This window comes from Acinetobacter sichuanensis (assembly GCF_003024515.2).
GTDB lineage: Bacteria > Pseudomonadota > Gammaproteobacteria > Pseudomonadales > Moraxellaceae > Acinetobacter > Acinetobacter sichuanensis.
Map to the genome: position 1 here is coordinate 29,296 of NZ_PYIX02000007.1, position 13,937 is coordinate 43,232.

General features: G+C 34.6%; 15 protein-coding genes. 12 read left to right on the plus strand and 3 right to left on the minus strand.

All coding sequences use genetic code 11. From position 1 onward, the window contains the following. Positions 1-83: 83 nt before the first annotated feature. Positions 84-320, minus strand: a complete 237-nt coding sequence (locus tag C9E89_RS06510) for a hypothetical protein (protein ID WP_107007447.1) — start codon at positions 318-320, stop codon at positions 84-86. Between the two features lie 540 nt (positions 321-860). On the opposite strand from C9E89_RS06510, the gene C9E89_RS06515 reads away from it, so the two are divergent. The 9 genes from C9E89_RS06515 to C9E89_RS06555 all read left to right on the plus strand — a co-directional run bounded on the left by C9E89_RS06515 (position 861) and on the right by C9E89_RS06555 (position 9,609). Continuing rightward, complete coding sequence (locus C9E89_RS06515; RefSeq protein ID WP_107007448.1) at positions 861-1,874, plus strand: CobW family GTP-binding protein; 1,014 nt, start codon at positions 861-863, stop codon at positions 1,872-1,874. A 60-nt stretch (positions 1,875-1,934) separates the two neighbouring features. Beyond that, a complete protein-coding gene (locus C9E89_RS06520) occupies positions 1,935-2,465 on the plus strand; it encodes a YaeQ family protein (protein WP_107007449.1) in 531 nt (176 codons plus the stop codon). Positions 2,466-2,531: 66 nt separating this feature from the next. Next, positions 2,532-2,870 (plus strand): FKBP-type peptidyl-prolyl cis-trans isomerase, encoded by a 339-nt coding sequence (locus C9E89_RS06525; RefSeq protein WP_107007450.1) that lies wholly within the window; start codon positions 2,532-2,534, stop codon positions 2,868-2,870. 542 nt (positions 2,871-3,412) lie between these two features. Next, positions 3,413-5,401: a poly-beta-1,6-N-acetyl-D-glucosamine N-deacetylase PgaB gene (gene pgaB, locus C9E89_RS06530; RefSeq protein WP_107007451.1), complete on the plus strand. Its 1,989-nt coding sequence runs from the start codon at positions 3,413-3,415 to the stop codon at positions 5,399-5,401. Between the two features lie 11 nt (positions 5,402-5,412). Next, positions 5,413-6,675, plus strand: coding sequence for a poly-beta-1,6-N-acetyl-D-glucosamine synthase (gene pgaC / locus C9E89_RS06535; protein WP_107007452.1), 1,263 nt, complete (start codon positions 5,413-5,415; stop codon positions 6,673-6,675). Positions 6,676-6,700: 25 nt separating this feature from the next. Next, positions 6,701-7,114, plus strand: a complete 414-nt coding sequence (pgaD, locus tag C9E89_RS06540) for a poly-beta-1,6-N-acetyl-D-glucosamine biosynthesis protein PgaD (protein ID WP_107007453.1) — start codon at positions 6,701-6,703, stop codon at positions 7,112-7,114. Positions 7,115-7,214: 100 nt separating this feature from the next. Continuing rightward, the gene (locus C9E89_RS06545; protein WP_378227181.1) at positions 7,215-8,357 is read left to right on the plus strand and encodes an acyltransferase family protein; all 1,143 of its coding nucleotides are present in this window, start codon (positions 7,215-7,217) and stop codon (positions 8,355-8,357) included. 93 nt (positions 8,358-8,450) lie between these two features. Continuing rightward, a complete protein-coding gene (locus C9E89_RS06550; RefSeq protein ID WP_107007455.1) occupies positions 8,451-9,086 on the plus strand; it encodes a hypothetical protein in 636 nt (211 codons plus the stop codon). 70 nt (positions 9,087-9,156) lie between these two features. Then, positions 9,157-9,609: a hypothetical protein gene (locus tag C9E89_RS06555; protein WP_107007456.1), complete on the plus strand. Its 453-nt coding sequence runs from the start codon at positions 9,157-9,159 to the stop codon at positions 9,607-9,609. A 103-nt stretch (positions 9,610-9,712) separates the two neighbouring features. Here C9E89_RS06555 and C9E89_RS06560 read toward each other — a convergent pair whose 3' ends face one another. Continuing rightward, positions 9,713-10,627: an alpha/beta hydrolase family protein gene (locus C9E89_RS06560; RefSeq protein WP_107007457.1), complete on the minus strand. Its 915-nt coding sequence runs from the start codon at positions 10,625-10,627 to the stop codon at positions 9,713-9,715. Between the two features lie 42 nt (positions 10,628-10,669). Beyond that, positions 10,670-11,458 (minus strand): crotonase/enoyl-CoA hydratase family protein, encoded by a 789-nt coding sequence (locus tag C9E89_RS06565; RefSeq protein ID WP_107007458.1) that lies wholly within the window; start codon positions 11,456-11,458, stop codon positions 10,670-10,672. 261 nt (positions 11,459-11,719) lie between these two features. On the opposite strand from C9E89_RS06565, the gene pnuC reads away from it, so the two are divergent. The 3 genes from pnuC (at position 11,720) to C9E89_RS06580 (ending at position 13,888) form a co-directional block, all read left to right on the plus strand. Further along, a complete protein-coding gene (gene pnuC, locus C9E89_RS06570; RefSeq protein ID WP_107007459.1) occupies positions 11,720-12,292 on the plus strand; it encodes a nicotinamide riboside transporter PnuC in 573 nt (190 codons plus the stop codon). An 18-nt stretch (positions 12,293-12,310) separates the two neighbouring features. After that, positions 12,311-12,583 carry a hypothetical protein gene (locus tag C9E89_RS06575; RefSeq protein ID WP_107007460.1) on the plus strand — a complete coding sequence of 91 codons (273 nt, stop codon included), beginning with the start codon at positions 12,311-12,313 and terminating at the stop codon, positions 12,581-12,583. Positions 12,584-12,730: 147 nt separating this feature from the next. Next, on the plus strand, positions 12,731-13,888 hold the full coding sequence (locus C9E89_RS06580; protein ID WP_107007461.1) for a GGDEF domain-containing protein: 1,158 nt from the start codon (positions 12,731-12,733) through the stop codon (positions 13,886-13,888). The last annotated feature ends 49 nt before the right edge of the window (positions 13,889-13,937 follow it).

The window sequence follows — 13,937 nt, forward strand, 5'->3', positions numbered from 1 at the left end:
TCGCAGCTTGATCTGGTCTTTTTCATTGGTTCAGTCTCTACAACTGACTTAACCGTATTGCTCCTCAGAGGGAGTGAAGTTAATTATTGATTTGCTTGAGGTGCTGCTGGTGCAGTGCCTTCAGCTGCACTTTCTGTTGTTGGTTGTTCAGAAGAAGGTTGAGCTGCTGCAGAAGCATCCTCAGTTGTTGTTGCAGATTCTTGAGTTGAAACCACTACTTTTTCAGCTTCATCAGCCGCTTGTTCAGCCGTCGCAGCAAAAGAAGCAGTTGCAGCAGTTAAAGCAAAAGTTGTAGCTAAAAGTGTTTTAACGAGTTTCATATTTGGCATCCTTTATTCATTAAAAAATAGTCCGTGATTTATTGCGTTGTCTGTATTGATTGATAAATTGCTAGGTGACAACAATCACTAGTGGACGAAAATCATGCTAAGCGGTGAACTACTTTTAGGCAACCTTATGAACAAAGGAAAACAGTTTGAGTTACGTAATGGACATAAAGCGCCAATTTTTGTGTAATTCTTGTGAAAAATTCTTCATTTTGTCTGCTTAAAATATGTGAAAATATTAAAAATTGACTAAAAAATAATCTATAAGATTACGGATGAGAAACAAAAAAAGAAAAATTGAGTGATTTAGGAAAATTTATTTAAAAAATAAAAAAATATTTGATTTAAATTAAAATTAATAATAATCAATTGCTTATTTAAAATAAGAAATTCTGAAAACTGATTTTTTATCAAAAAAATGATTGGCTTAGCATGTATATGTCTATTTTCATAAATTCTTTATATGAATACTTGCACAATAAACCCTAAACTAAGATTTAACTTTTAATATTATTGATAGATTGGGCATGCTCCATGAAAATTATTGTTGCTGCAACGGTAAAAACACATATTATTTCTGGTTTTTTAGGTGCAGGAAAAACCACTTTATTGCAGCAACTTTTACAGCAAAAACCTGAAAATGAAACGTGGGCAATTTTAATGAATGAGTTTGGTGAAATTGGTGTAGATCAGCAACTTTTACCGAATGCTCAAGGTTTTGAAGTAAAAGAATTATTGGGAGGCTGTTTGTGTTGCAGCAGCCAATTGCCTATGCAAATTGCATTGTCACGTTTGATTCAAGAAAAACAACCAGATCGTTTGTTTATTGAACCTACGGGTTTGGGGCATCCTGCCCAACTTCTAGAACAATTAACAGAACCACATTGGCAAACTCAAATTGATATGCGAGCGTTGGTTACGGTGATCGACGGTTCACGTTTGCATGATACAGCATGGGTTAAGCAAGATTTATATCAAGATCAACTGAAAGCTGCACAGATTGTCGTGGTTTCACATCAAGACAGCATGTCAGAACATGATCAACAAGTTTTAGCACAATTCAAAAATGAGTATTTGGCTGATGTACAACATTGGCTCATGTCGGAACAAGGGAATATTCAACTGGTGCAAGTTGACCTACCTCATCAAGGTATACAACGAAAAATCGTGCCTTTGATTCATATCCAAAAACAGTTAAATCGCACAGAAGCGTTACCTGTAATTAAACAGCTCCCTTACCATTATGTTGAACGTGCAAATGGTTATACGGTTGCAGGTTGGAAGTTTTCTAAACGTTGGCAGTTTGATTTTTATGATGTGCTAGATGTGTTATGTGATCAGAAAAATTGGTTAAGAATCAAAGGTATTTTTAATACCAATCAAGGTTGGATGGTGTTTAATTTTAATCCTGAAGATTTAAATTATAAGTCAACCGAAGAAGGACTAGATAATCGCGTTGAAATGATTACTCAACAAGATCAAGATTGGGAAAGTTTTGAAACTGCACTTTTAAAATGTCGTATTGATTCCTTGGAAAAAGCGCAGTAATCCAATGCAAAATCTTATAGACTGAGCGCCATATTTTAGAACTTGATTTTTGGACGGATTATGGCGCTTAAAGCAACTATTTATAAAGTAGATTTAAATATTGCCAATATGGATGTACATCAATATGGCGATTATCAATTGACAATGGCACTACATCCATCTGAAACGATTGAACGTTTGATGGTACGAGTTTTGGCATTTGCACGTTTTGCTGATGAACAATTGGTATTTACTAAAGATTTATTTGAAACTGATGAGCCTGCATTGTGGGAAAAAGATTTGACAGGGCAGTTGGTAAAATGGGTTGAGGTCGGTTTACCTGACGAAGATAAAGTTAAAAAAGCAGCGGCACGTTGTAAAGATGTTGCTGTAATTGCTTATGGTTCAGCAGTTGCAGAATGGTATAAACGTAGTTCAAAGCTCAAAACCTTATCCAATGTGCAAGTATGGCAATTGTCAGAAGCAACAACGACAGCGATTCAACAATTATGTGAGCGCACGATGCAGTTACAGCTCAATGTGATGGATGGTGAATGGACACTCATCGGTGACAATGCTCAAGCATTGATTGAGTGGACACAGTTACAGTAAAACTGCATTTAAATACAGTCCAATTTAAATGTAGACCTAATCGAAAGTGAAAGTGGAGTAAAAGACATGACAGCAGCGTTAGAAATCATTGATTTAGTGGTTGGTGAAGGTAAAGAAGCAGTAAAAGGTGCTTTAATTACAACTCATTATACAGGTTGGTTAGAAGACGGAACTAAATTTGATTCGTCACTAGATCGTGGTAACTATTTTGAAACTGTGATTGGTACAGGTCGTGTGATTAAAGGTTGGGATCAAGGTATTATTGGAATGAAAGTTGGTGGTAAACGTAAATTGATCGTGCCTGCACATTTGGCTTATGGTGAGCGTAAAATGGGTAATATTATTCCTGCAAACTCAAATTTGATTTTTGAAATTGAATTATATGATGTAAAAACACGTGACTAAGCATGTGACCAAACATGTAAATTGTTTTTGAATCTTCCCCTTGTAGAATGCTTATCTTTTTAAAGCTGAGCAGCAAAAATGCGTAACAAGGGGAGATGTTTTAAAATCTATATAAACAAACAAGTCTGAACAAAGACTTTATTCTTTTAGTATGTTCATGATAAATAAAATAAGTAGTTTTGTGAGAAGATGTAATATCAGTCAAAGCAATAGAATGTGTAATATCTATCAGAATTAAAAACAAAAATGATCAATTGAGTGCTGATTTTCTATAAGTCAGTGTATGGCATTATTTGCAAACAAAACAAAACTTTCATTTTAATATTCATTTCAGGATTATACCTTATAAAATATCTACAGTAAGGATGTCTGATTTTTTGTGTTTTTTATCTTGGATTGAGTGGCGATCAGCGCTTATTTGGCTGCAAAAGAAACTGTACAAAATTTTGAGGGTACAGTTTTTTCGTTACTGGATTTGTCCAGTTGGATTTAAGATAAATCATAAAATCAGCATTCATAAAAAGTTCATGAGCTAAAAATTTATGTTGAATTGTTTTTTTAAACCAATTGTTGCTTGTCTAACGATGCTGGCTGCTTCTATGAGTATGATGTCAAATGCTGAAACGCTCAAACCAGATCCTCGTTCTTTAACCATCATTGGTTATCATGAGATTACAGATCATGAACATGCTTTAATTCCACAATATGCCATTAAATCTAAACAATTTGCTGAGCAAATTAAATCTTTGCAGCAAGATGGTTTTCACTTTATTAGTGTAGATCAATTGATTCAGGCAAATCAGGGAAAATATAAATTACCCAAAAAACCGTTGTTGCTCACTGTGGATGATGGTTATCAAAGTTTTTATCAATATGCATATCCACTTGTTAAAGCATTAAAAGTTCCAGTTGTTTTATCTGTTGTTGGGTCATGGATAGATACGCAAGGTAAAGAAGTCAGTTTTGGTGATCAGACCATTCCTCGTCATGATATTTTGACTTGGGATGAGTTAAAAGAGATGCAAGACAGTGGCTATGTCGAAATTGGGAGTCATAGTTACGACTTACATCGTGGGATTTTAGGCAATCCACAAGGAAATTCAGAACCAGCAGCAACAACACGTTTATATTCACCTGAAAATAAAAGCTACGAAACAGATGCTGCTTATGCAGAGCGTATTTATACAGATTTAAAGAAAAATAATGACTTATTAAAGCAACATGGGATTCGTAGCCCACGTGTCATGGTGTGGCCTTATGGTCAGTACAATATGAAAACGATTGAAATTGCGAATCAATTAGGCATGCCTATCACCATTACTTTAGATGACGGAAGTAATGACGTTAAACAATCGTTGAGTCATTTAAATCGAATTTTAATCGAAAGTGACACGACACGTGAGGACTTATTAAAAGATATACATACACGTGAAATGGGCTTAAATGACAATAATCGTCCACAAAAGATTATGCATGTCGATTTAGACTATTTGTATGATCCTGATCCTGCTCAAGAAGAACGAAATATTGGTCTATTACTTGATCGTATTCAGGCAATGAAAGTCAATACAGTGTATTTACAAGCTTTTTCTGATCCAGATGCAGATGGTTCAGCAGATATGGTGTATTTCCCAAATCGTTATTTACCTATGCGTGCAGATTTGTTTAATCGAGTTGCTTGGCAAATCCAGTCTCGTACTCAAGTGACACGTTTATATGCATGGATGCCGCTTTTGGCATGGAATTTACCCAAAGAAAACCCTGTTTCACAGCAGTTGGTGGTCACTCAACAAGCTGAAAAATCTGACCATTTAAATATGGGTTATCATCGTTTATCTCCTTATTCTGCTCAAGCAAGAGAGGTGATTCGAGGGATTTATGAAGACCTTGCAAAGTCATCTGAGTTCAATGGTATTCTTTTTCATGATGATACAACGCTATCTGACTATGAAGACAGTAGTTCTTATGCCTTAAGTGCTTATAAAGCGGCAGGTATTTCAACTGATCTAGATGCTGTGCGTAAAGATGAAGCACAATTACAAAAATGGACAGCATTTAAGACCAAAACCATTGATGATTTTGCAATGCAAATGGCAGATCAAATTCGTTATTACCATCCTTATTTGGTGACAGCACGTAATATGTATGCCCAAGTGGCTTTAAATGCGTATTCGGAAAATTGGTATGCACAATCTTTGGAACAATCACTCAATCGTTATGATTTTACAGCAATTATGGCAATGCCTTATATGGAGCAAGTTGACGATCAAGAAAAATTCTTTAAAGATATTGTAAATCGTGTCAAGTCTTATCCAAATGGATTGAAAAAAACAGTATTTGAATTACAAGCGCTTAACTGGCGAAATAATCAGCCTGTTCCCACACAAGAGATGGCTGATACGATAAAATCACTCTATCAGCAGGGTGCGATGCACATTGCCTATTATCCTGATGATCCTTTCAAAAATCATCCAGATCCAAAAATTATGCGTGATGTCTTTGGCTTAAAAACCAATCGTCTCGTTCCTTAATAGTACTCGATATGAATTTTTTACAGCATTTCTGGCATATGGCTTTGGATTTTGTGTTTTTTTATCCATTATTTATGTCATATCTTTGGATGATTGGCGCGGTGATTTTCTTCCGTAAGGAAAAAAAAGAACCGCCTTATGATCAACCTAATCCGTTAATGGCATATCCTAAAGTTGCTGTATTAGTTCCTTGTTTTAATGAGGGAGAAAATGCAGAAGAGACTTTAAGTCATGCATTACAGTTAAATTATCCTCATTTTGAAGTGATTGCGATCAATGATGGTAGTTCTGATCATACCGCACAAATTTTGGATGCTTTAGCTCAGAAATACCCAAAATTACGTGTAGTGCATCTTGCGAAAAATCAGGGTAAAGCCATGGCTTTACAGGCAGGAAGTCTATTGACAGATGCTGAATATTTGATTGGGATTGATGGTGATGCTCTATTAGACCCTCATGCTGCGATGTGGATGGTACGACATTTTTTAGCAGACCCAAGTGTTGCAGCAGTTACAGGTAATCCACGTATTCGTACACGTTCTACCTTATTAGGGCGAATACAAGTTGGTGAGTTCTCTTCTATCGTGGGGTTGATTAAACGTGCTCAACGAAGTTTTGGACGACTTTTTACGGTTTCTGGTGTGATTACTGCATTTCGTAAAAGTGCTGTGCATGATGTTGGTTACTGGTCACCCAATGCCTTAACTGAAGATATTGATATTACATGGAAGTTACAACGTGCAGGTTGGAATATTCATTTTGAACCCAATGCTTTGGTGTGGATTTTAATGCCTGAAACCTTAAATGGTTTATGGAAACAGCGTTTACGTTGGGCAATGGGGGGCGCACAAGTCCTCATTAAAAATATCGATGTTGTATTTAAACCTAAATTAAATTATCTTTGGCCCCTGATTTTAGAACTGGTTTTGACATTAGTTTGGTCATATTTAATGCTCGCGGTTGCAATTATTTGGGTATTGCATTTTATAATCCCAAGCATTGCGATCAGTCAAAATGTGAGTTCTCCTTTTTTACCGTACGGAAGCGGAATTCTTTTGGGTTTAAGTTGTTTACTTCAGTTTGCTTTAAGCAAATGGATGGATAGTAGATACGAACCTAATCTATTAAAAAACTATTATTGGATGATTTGGTATCCTTTTGTTTTTTGGTTAATTACGTTAACAGCAAGTATTGTAGCATTTCCAAAAGTATTGCTACGTGGTCATGGAAAGCGTGCACGTTGGATCAGCCCTGATAGAGGTATGCGATCTTAATGGCATTGTTTGAGTATAGGTAAAAATGAAAGCCAGTAATCTGATTATTGATTTACGTCAACAATTGCCTTGGCATAAGCGATATATATCAACAACATCAACAGCCATGTTATGGGGTGTTTGGATTTTATTGTGGCGCCCATTACTCTTGCTTATCGGGGTGATTGGTATACAAAAGCCACATATTGTTCACAACATTATGCAAGCTTTTACGGTAATATTACAGCATGGTTTAATTGCATTGATGGTCTGTGCATTGAGTTTGTTGTTATGGAACCGTTTTATTCCTGCAAAAACACCAGAGCAAGTTAAAACTAAATCTTTATCTGATTATGCTGAACATTTTGCTTTAAATGAACAAGATATTGATGAAGGTCGACACCAGAAGATCAGTATTGTCCATCATGATGAACATGGCAAAATCATTTCAATTCAATAAATCTAACGATAAAAAATCCCACATCTAAGTGGGATTTTTTACGACACTTATTTACCGTGCTATGACAGGGAAGGCAGATTTTTCATATGGATCAACGTTTGTGCAAAAAATAAATTCGGCTGAAAGCATTCGAGGCTTAGCGTGTTTAGCTGTGGTTTTTTCACATTTAAGCCTAAGCTTTATTCCGTATTTGCATTATTTTGATGTCAATGATGTTGCTAATAACCAATTGATTTATGCGATTCATCATTCACCTTTTGCATTTTTGTATTCGGGAACGGCTGCTGTTTTTATCTTTTTTGTGCTGAGTGGTTATGTTTTGAGTTATGCCATTTGTAAAAATCCTGCACAGATTTCCTTTAAGCTTAAAAATATGTGGATTAAACGTTATCCGCGTTTAATGATTCCTGCTTTGTTTTCTTGTTTATTGATTTGGGTTGTATTTAATACCATTAAGATTGATAGTCAGCATGCTGGCGGATGGCTACAAAGTTATGTCACTCAAGTTTTTTCATTAAAAACTGTTTTTTATGAAGGCACAATTGGTTCTTTTCTTTTTGCAGAAAGTAATATTAATTGGGTACTTTGGACGATGACCATTGAATTACTCGGTTCATTTACTTTATTTATCTTAATTGGGTTACGCCAACTGCATCATGTCGTATTTTTTATAGGCTCAATTGTCTTTGCCTACTTTGCTTATTATTGGCGTGGTGAAGGCTTTTGTATGGGAATCTCTAGCTTTATTATTGGCATGTATATTTATTTTTATGGTCGCCAAATTTCGCTTTTATGTGCAAGTACATTACTAATTTTAGGTTTATATTTAGCAGGTGCACATAATACAAGTCAGTCATATGTTTGGTTATATGAATGGCTTGGTAATCGAACCTATGAGTATGGCAATTTTTTTGCGGGTATTTTGATTGTTTATAGTATTTTAATGAATCAAAAACTATCAAATATATTAGATCAGCCTTTATTGGTTTGGTTAGGTAAATTATCTTTTTCAGTATATTTGCTACATTTAATGTTGATGTATCTGATTTGTCTGCCATTTTTAAATTTATTTTTAAGTTGGGGATGGAGCTATTTGAGTGCTGTGATGTGGGCATCAAGTATTTTCATTATTGTTACTCTCGGTATTGCCCAAGTTTATAGTCATTATGTTGATGAACTTTCTATTTATGTCAGTCAAAAAATCGCAAAGCTCATTTTAAAACCTAAAGATCAAGTATCATAAAGATACAGTTTTTTTGATTCAGTTTATTTTGCGACATCATAAAATCATTTAATATATTGATCGGCAATGAAAATAATTTGAGTCTTAAAAATAATGAAATATTTAAATTCTATTGTACTTTGTATGATGTGTAGTGCGACATTTGCAAACTCCACGATCAATTTTGGAAATTTAAAACAAAGTAAAACTTTAGACAAAGCATGTACACAAGATGATGCGGATGTATTTGAAGTCAAAACTTATCAATTAAAATCTGGAAAAGTACAATTAAAAACTTATTCGTGTACAACAGAAAAGCAGGGCAAAACACAATATTATTCAGGTTTTGGTCTTCAGCTTGCTTCAGGTCAAATGATTTATTTTTATGATCAGTTATCTGATGCGATTGGTTATGTAGGAGTCAGTTCGCAACGTGTCGATCAATCTACCGTGGTTTTTGATAATATGTATGAGCGTGGTGGTGATTTGGTTTTTGTATGGATGCAGGACGAGCAACATATTTATGCAAGCAAAGTCCCTTATATGGCATCGGATGAAGGTGGTATTAAAATTTCAGCACAAGATCAAAAGATTTATTTACAAAAACAACTGTATTTAGGTGAAAATAAACAACAACAAGCGCAGTATAAAAAAATTGGGCAAGGCATTGTATTAAAAAAACAAGCAGGAAAAGGCATGGTTTATCTGTCTGGAGATCTTAAAAAATTTCAACAAGAACATTTACAATAAAGTGAAAAAGATGATCTTTAACTCAGGTCAAAGTATGGTTTATTGAGATTAGGTAAAGGAGTTTCAAATCATGAAATGGTTGCTGATCATCATTGCTATTGGGGTGATTTTTTTTATTTTTAGAGTTATTTCTAAACAACAACTTTCACAGTTAAAATCAACGACATTTAAACCCTTTAAAGATGCTGTTCAACCTAAAAGTAGTGTGACAAAAGTTGAGCCATTAGCACTGAGTGATGAAGAACAGCAATTATTTGATGATGTCGCCAAACTTTTTTTCGAACAACACATACAACAGCAAGACATTGAACAAGCAGAACACATAGAACAGCAATTTTTGAATAAAATGCCAAGTAAAACAGACAGTCAAATTGGTGAGTTTGACCTTGGCGAATGGTGTATTTATTGGAATTATCGTCAGCAGTCTTTAGAGTACTATGTTGGGAAATATGGCATTTTTTATACTCATGTTGACCGTCATGGGGTTGAACATAAGGCTGAATTGATGAAAGCATCATCATAAGTTTTTTATTATCTGCTCTAAATTGAATACATTAGTCTATTTAATTTTATGAGCTTTTGTTTAGGATTTTTTGCTTTCAAACGCCATTTTAAAAGAAAGACATTTATGAAGATGGGGGGATGAGGTCATTAAAGGTTTCTAGCATTTGATCCCAGATTGGTTCAGACCCTTTACGAAAATATCCCATATGCCCAATTTGTTTTAAACCAAAATCATCTGCACAAATGTTAATAAAATGCATTGGTGCATGTTTATAGTGCTGCATAAAAGCATATCGTGACTTTGGTAAAGCCCAGTCATCATCTAAAGCAGCGACAGCATAGATCGGTGTTTTGACTGCTGCATAAAGACGATGGAGTTCTTTTTGTTCAGGATCAGCAAAAAAATAAGTTGGATTTTTACACCACTTTCGCCACTCTTGATAGACGCCTTTAGGTAAGTCTGCGCCCATTTTGAATTTACTCCAAGGCAAGTAACCTGTGAATGCCACTAGCGATGGGAAAACAATATTCCAAATCACTTGAACTTTTATTTTCTCTTTCAATGGCATATAGCCATGCCAGCCGGCACCTGTGCCAAAACAATACATCGCTGTGACTTTATGATGGTTGGATGTTAGACCTAAAGCTTGTCCACCGTAGGAATGACCAACCAGAAAAAGAGGAAGCTGTTCATCTGAAAAATGATCAATTGCACCTACTAAATCTAACTTGCCCCAATCTAAATAGGACATTTCAAAGCCTTTTAGTTGTTGAGGTGCAGATTGAGCAACACCACGATAGTCAAAGGTGAGCACTTGAAAGCCTTGCTGAGCAGCATATTCAGAGAAACGACGATAAAAAGCTTGCGGTACGCCCGTTGCACAAGACAGTAAAATTTTAGCCCGAATCTCTTGCTCTGGTGTATAGCTGACTCCGACTAAATCATAACCGTCTAAAGCTTGAAATGAGCAAGTATCAACTCGAAAGGATTGATAAACTCTATTTTCAGTATGAGCGAATTTTAAGTTTTCTATCATCTTTTCCCTCATTTTTAACTGTCTATATCATGTGATGTGTGTTTATTTACCTTGAAAACGTGGTGCTCGACGCTCGATCATCGCTTTTACACCTTCTTGTGCATCTTCAGATGCAAGTAATGGTGTCAGTAATTCTTGTAAATTTCCAAAAGCAATTTCAGGGCTATGTAAAAATGCTTGATGAGCAGATTTTAAGGCTGCCTGTACGGCAAGGGGCGCGGCTTGAGCAATACTTTCAGCGATTTCAAGTGCTCGAATAAGTTGATTATTGCCTTCTACGACTTCTGTCACAAGGTTCATTTCATACGCAGTTTGTGCATAGAAAAGATCGCCTGTGAGTACGTATTTCATGGCTTTTACCCAACCTGCAGCTTGAACGAAACGTACTGTTGCACCACCAAAAGGTAAAATACCGCGTTGTACTTCAATTTGTGTAAATTGAGTATTTTCATTAGCAATGACGATATCTGAATTCAACATCAGCTCAATTCCTGCGGTATAGCAATAACCTTGAACCGCAGTAACTAAGGGTTTTGTTCTCTGACGACCCACTGTACCCCAAGGGTTGACGATATCATCAGAAAAATTAAAAACACCCTCAGCCAATTTAGGTTGTAGTTCGACTAAATCAAGCCCTGCAGTAAAATGATCACCATGAGCAAAAACGACGGCACATCTAAGTTCGGGGTTATTTTCGTATTCTGTTAAAGCTAAAGATAAATCTTGGATCAGATGACTATCAAAAGCATTACGTTTACTTGCTCTGTCTAAGCCGATCAGGTACAAATGACCACGAATTTCACGACTGACTTTTCCTTGCGTATTTGACATTATTGTTCTCACTTAGATCTTTATATCATTAATACATCAATACTTTTAACTGATCATTTTAAAACGATCAATTCAATCAACATGACTGATGGGTTTATAGTTGTACCATAGATCCTTAAAAATAAGTCTATTTATGCTGTATTACTCTGATTCAAATCATTTCATTCATATTGAAAAATAGACAGATTATTTAGAGCAGCTGGCTTGCATTCACGTTATTTTTTTTCATAATAAGCTATTATTTTTTAGTGCAGCTTAGCGATGTCTTCTTTAGAAATATTCTCAGTGATCATTAGTATTATCGGGGTTGCACTGACGATCAAACGTAATATGTTATGTTGGTTTTTTAACTTTTTTGCCTTTGTTTTATATGCTTATCTATTTTTTCAAGTCAAACTTTATGGCGAAACTATTTTACAATTTTTCTTTATTATTATTAACTTTTATGGCTTTTATCACTGGTTGAAAGGTAAACAACAGGATCATGAAATTCGTATTGAACCAATTGCTATAAAAAATGTGATTATTCAAATGATTTTAGCTGCTTTAGGTGGCTTAGTATTTGGATTAAGTTTGCATTATTTTACTGATGCTGCTTTGCCAATGTTAGATTCTCAATTGGCTGCATTTAGTTTACTTGCTACTTATTGGACGAGTCGTAAACATATTGCGACATGGGTTTTATGGGTTTTTGTTGATATTGTTTATGTTGCAATGTTTATTCATAAAGATCTGCAACTTACGGCAGGTTTATATGCAGCATTTGTGGTGATGGCTGCATTTGGTTGGTGGCAGTGGGAGCAAGTAAAAAAGAAACAAATGCTTCAGATATAACCGACAGAGAGCCAAGAGATGATCATTGATTTTGTTGCAATGCAAATAGAAAAATTTCAAAAACTGGCTGAAAAAATTCAGTCCGAACCTGAGTATTATTTAGATTTTGATTCAGTTTCGGACTTTTATAAAGCGAAATGGCTACAGGATTTTCCGCAGGGCACAACATGGGCGGTCACAGGTTTAGACAATGGGGCAGACGAATTCGATATTTTAATCGAATATCGTCATTATTTTTTAGTGATTGAATATTGCCAACAGTTAAAAGTATATACAGGAATTAAACAGTAAAGATTCGAGATAATTGATTAGAATATATTATTCAAAAAGAAGTCTAAATTAGCTTTGTGATATAGCATTTTCTGTGAATAATCGTTGAAAGATGATTCATCTAAAATAAGTAAATATCTAAAATATAAATCAAAATGGTAGGTTGCAATGAAAGTGTGGGGTAAATTCAGTGCATTAATAAATGGAAATATTATTTTAAACTGGCATCCTCTTACCCAATGTTGTTTAGTGATGGTATTAGGTGCTTTAGTTTATATTCTATGGATTGCATGGTATATTTTTGTTTTTAGTATACCAACAATGAAATATTGGATGAATGAAAGTTTATATCATTCACATTTAATTATTTCAGTGATTATTTTAATTATATTTTTACTATTGGCATTTTTAAGTTGTAAATTTAAAAGACATAAAAAACTACAAAAAGGTTTTCCATATTTTGCAATTTTATATTTTGGTGCGACATTAATTTATGGTGGTTTTAATGTTGGTATTCTAAGCCCAGCAACACTTGGTGGATATATTAGTCTCATTTTTGTGGGTATTGTGTTGTTTGAACGAAAAATTATTTATAGTACAGTCATTCCTGTCACTATTTTTATGCTTGTGTGTATGGTTTTAAGTGGTTTAGAAAAAATTCCTTATGCACCATTATTTAGTCGAGAACTTAATCAAACAATTTTATCGGAAAATTCATTTTGGATTTATAGCATGTTATTTTTATATGCTCCGATTTTTATATTCTCAATTATCCTTTTTGAAGTATTATTAACACAGTGGCGTAATCGAGAAGCTCAAATTCAGCACATGAGTTTATTTGACCCATTGACCAATATTTATAATCGTCGCAGTTTGGCAGAACGTTTGAATTTTATGCAGGTTGAAAATCAAGATTATGCTTTAATTTTACTAGATCTTGATCATTTTAAACATATTAATGATCATTATGGGCATAATATTGGTGATATTGCGTTGATTAAAGTTGCTCAATTATTTAATTTACATTTAAGCGATGGAGATATGGCAGGTCGATATGGTGGAGAAGAATTTTTATTGATTTTGCAAAATAAAACACAGCAGCAAGCTGTATTAATTGCAGAACAGTTTCGACAGTATATTGAACAAGAGCCTATTCCTTTAGATTCACATTATGAGATTTATATAACTGCGAGTTTTGGGGTGGCTGTATCTGAAGAAAATGTGAATAAAGAAATGGTTTTAAAACATGCTGATCAGGCATTATATCTTGCTAAAAATAAAGGGCGTAATCAAGTTCGGTCTTATACTGAGGTACAAGAAATCTAATTGTTAATATAAAAAATTATTCAATATCTTATTTAAAATGATCTGTTGC

Bases quoted from the DNA above. Each gene is read 5' to 3' on its own strand.
- C9E89_RS06515 (WP_107007448.1), top strand. From the start codon at position 861: ATGAAAATTATTGTTGCTGCAACGGTAAAAACACATATTATTTCTGGT.
- C9E89_RS06560 (WP_107007457.1), bottom strand. From the start codon at position 10,627: ATGATAGAAAACTTAAAATTCGCTCATACTGAAAATAGAGTTTATCAA.
- pgaD (WP_107007453.1), top strand. From the start codon at position 6,701: ATGAAAGCCAGTAATCTGATTATTGATTTACGTCAACAATTGCCTTGG.
- pgaC (WP_107007452.1), top strand. From the start codon at position 5,413: ATGAATTTTTTACAGCATTTCTGGCATATGGCTTTGGATTTTGTGTTT.
- C9E89_RS06550 (WP_107007455.1), top strand. From the start codon at position 8,451: ATGAAATATTTAAATTCTATTGTACTTTGTATGATGTGTAGTGCGACA.
- C9E89_RS06520 (WP_107007449.1), top strand. From the start codon at position 1,935: ATGGCGCTTAAAGCAACTATTTATAAAGTAGATTTAAATATTGCCAAT.
- pgaB (WP_107007451.1), top strand. From the start codon at position 3,413: ATGTTGAATTGTTTTTTTAAACCAATTGTTGCTTGTCTAACGATGCTG.
- C9E89_RS06555 (WP_107007456.1), top strand. From the start codon at position 9,157: ATGAAATGGTTGCTGATCATCATTGCTATTGGGGTGATTTTTTTTATT.
- C9E89_RS06575 (WP_107007460.1), top strand. From the start codon at position 12,311: ATGATCATTGATTTTGTTGCAATGCAAATAGAAAAATTTCAAAAACTG.
- C9E89_RS06580 (WP_107007461.1), top strand. From the start codon at position 12,731: ATGAAAGTGTGGGGTAAATTCAGTGCATTAATAAATGGAAATATTATT.
- C9E89_RS06565 (WP_107007458.1), bottom strand. From the start codon at position 11,458: ATGTCAAATACGCAAGGAAAAGTCAGTCGTGAAATTCGTGGTCATTTG.
- pnuC (WP_107007459.1), top strand. From the start codon at position 11,720: ATGTCTTCTTTAGAAATATTCTCAGTGATCATTAGTATTATCGGGGTT.
- C9E89_RS06525 (WP_107007450.1), top strand. From the start codon at position 2,532: ATGACAGCAGCGTTAGAAATCATTGATTTAGTGGTTGGTGAAGGTAAA.
- C9E89_RS06510 (WP_107007447.1), bottom strand. From the start codon at position 320: ATGAAACTCGTTAAAACACTTTTAGCTACAACTTTTGCTTTAACTGCT.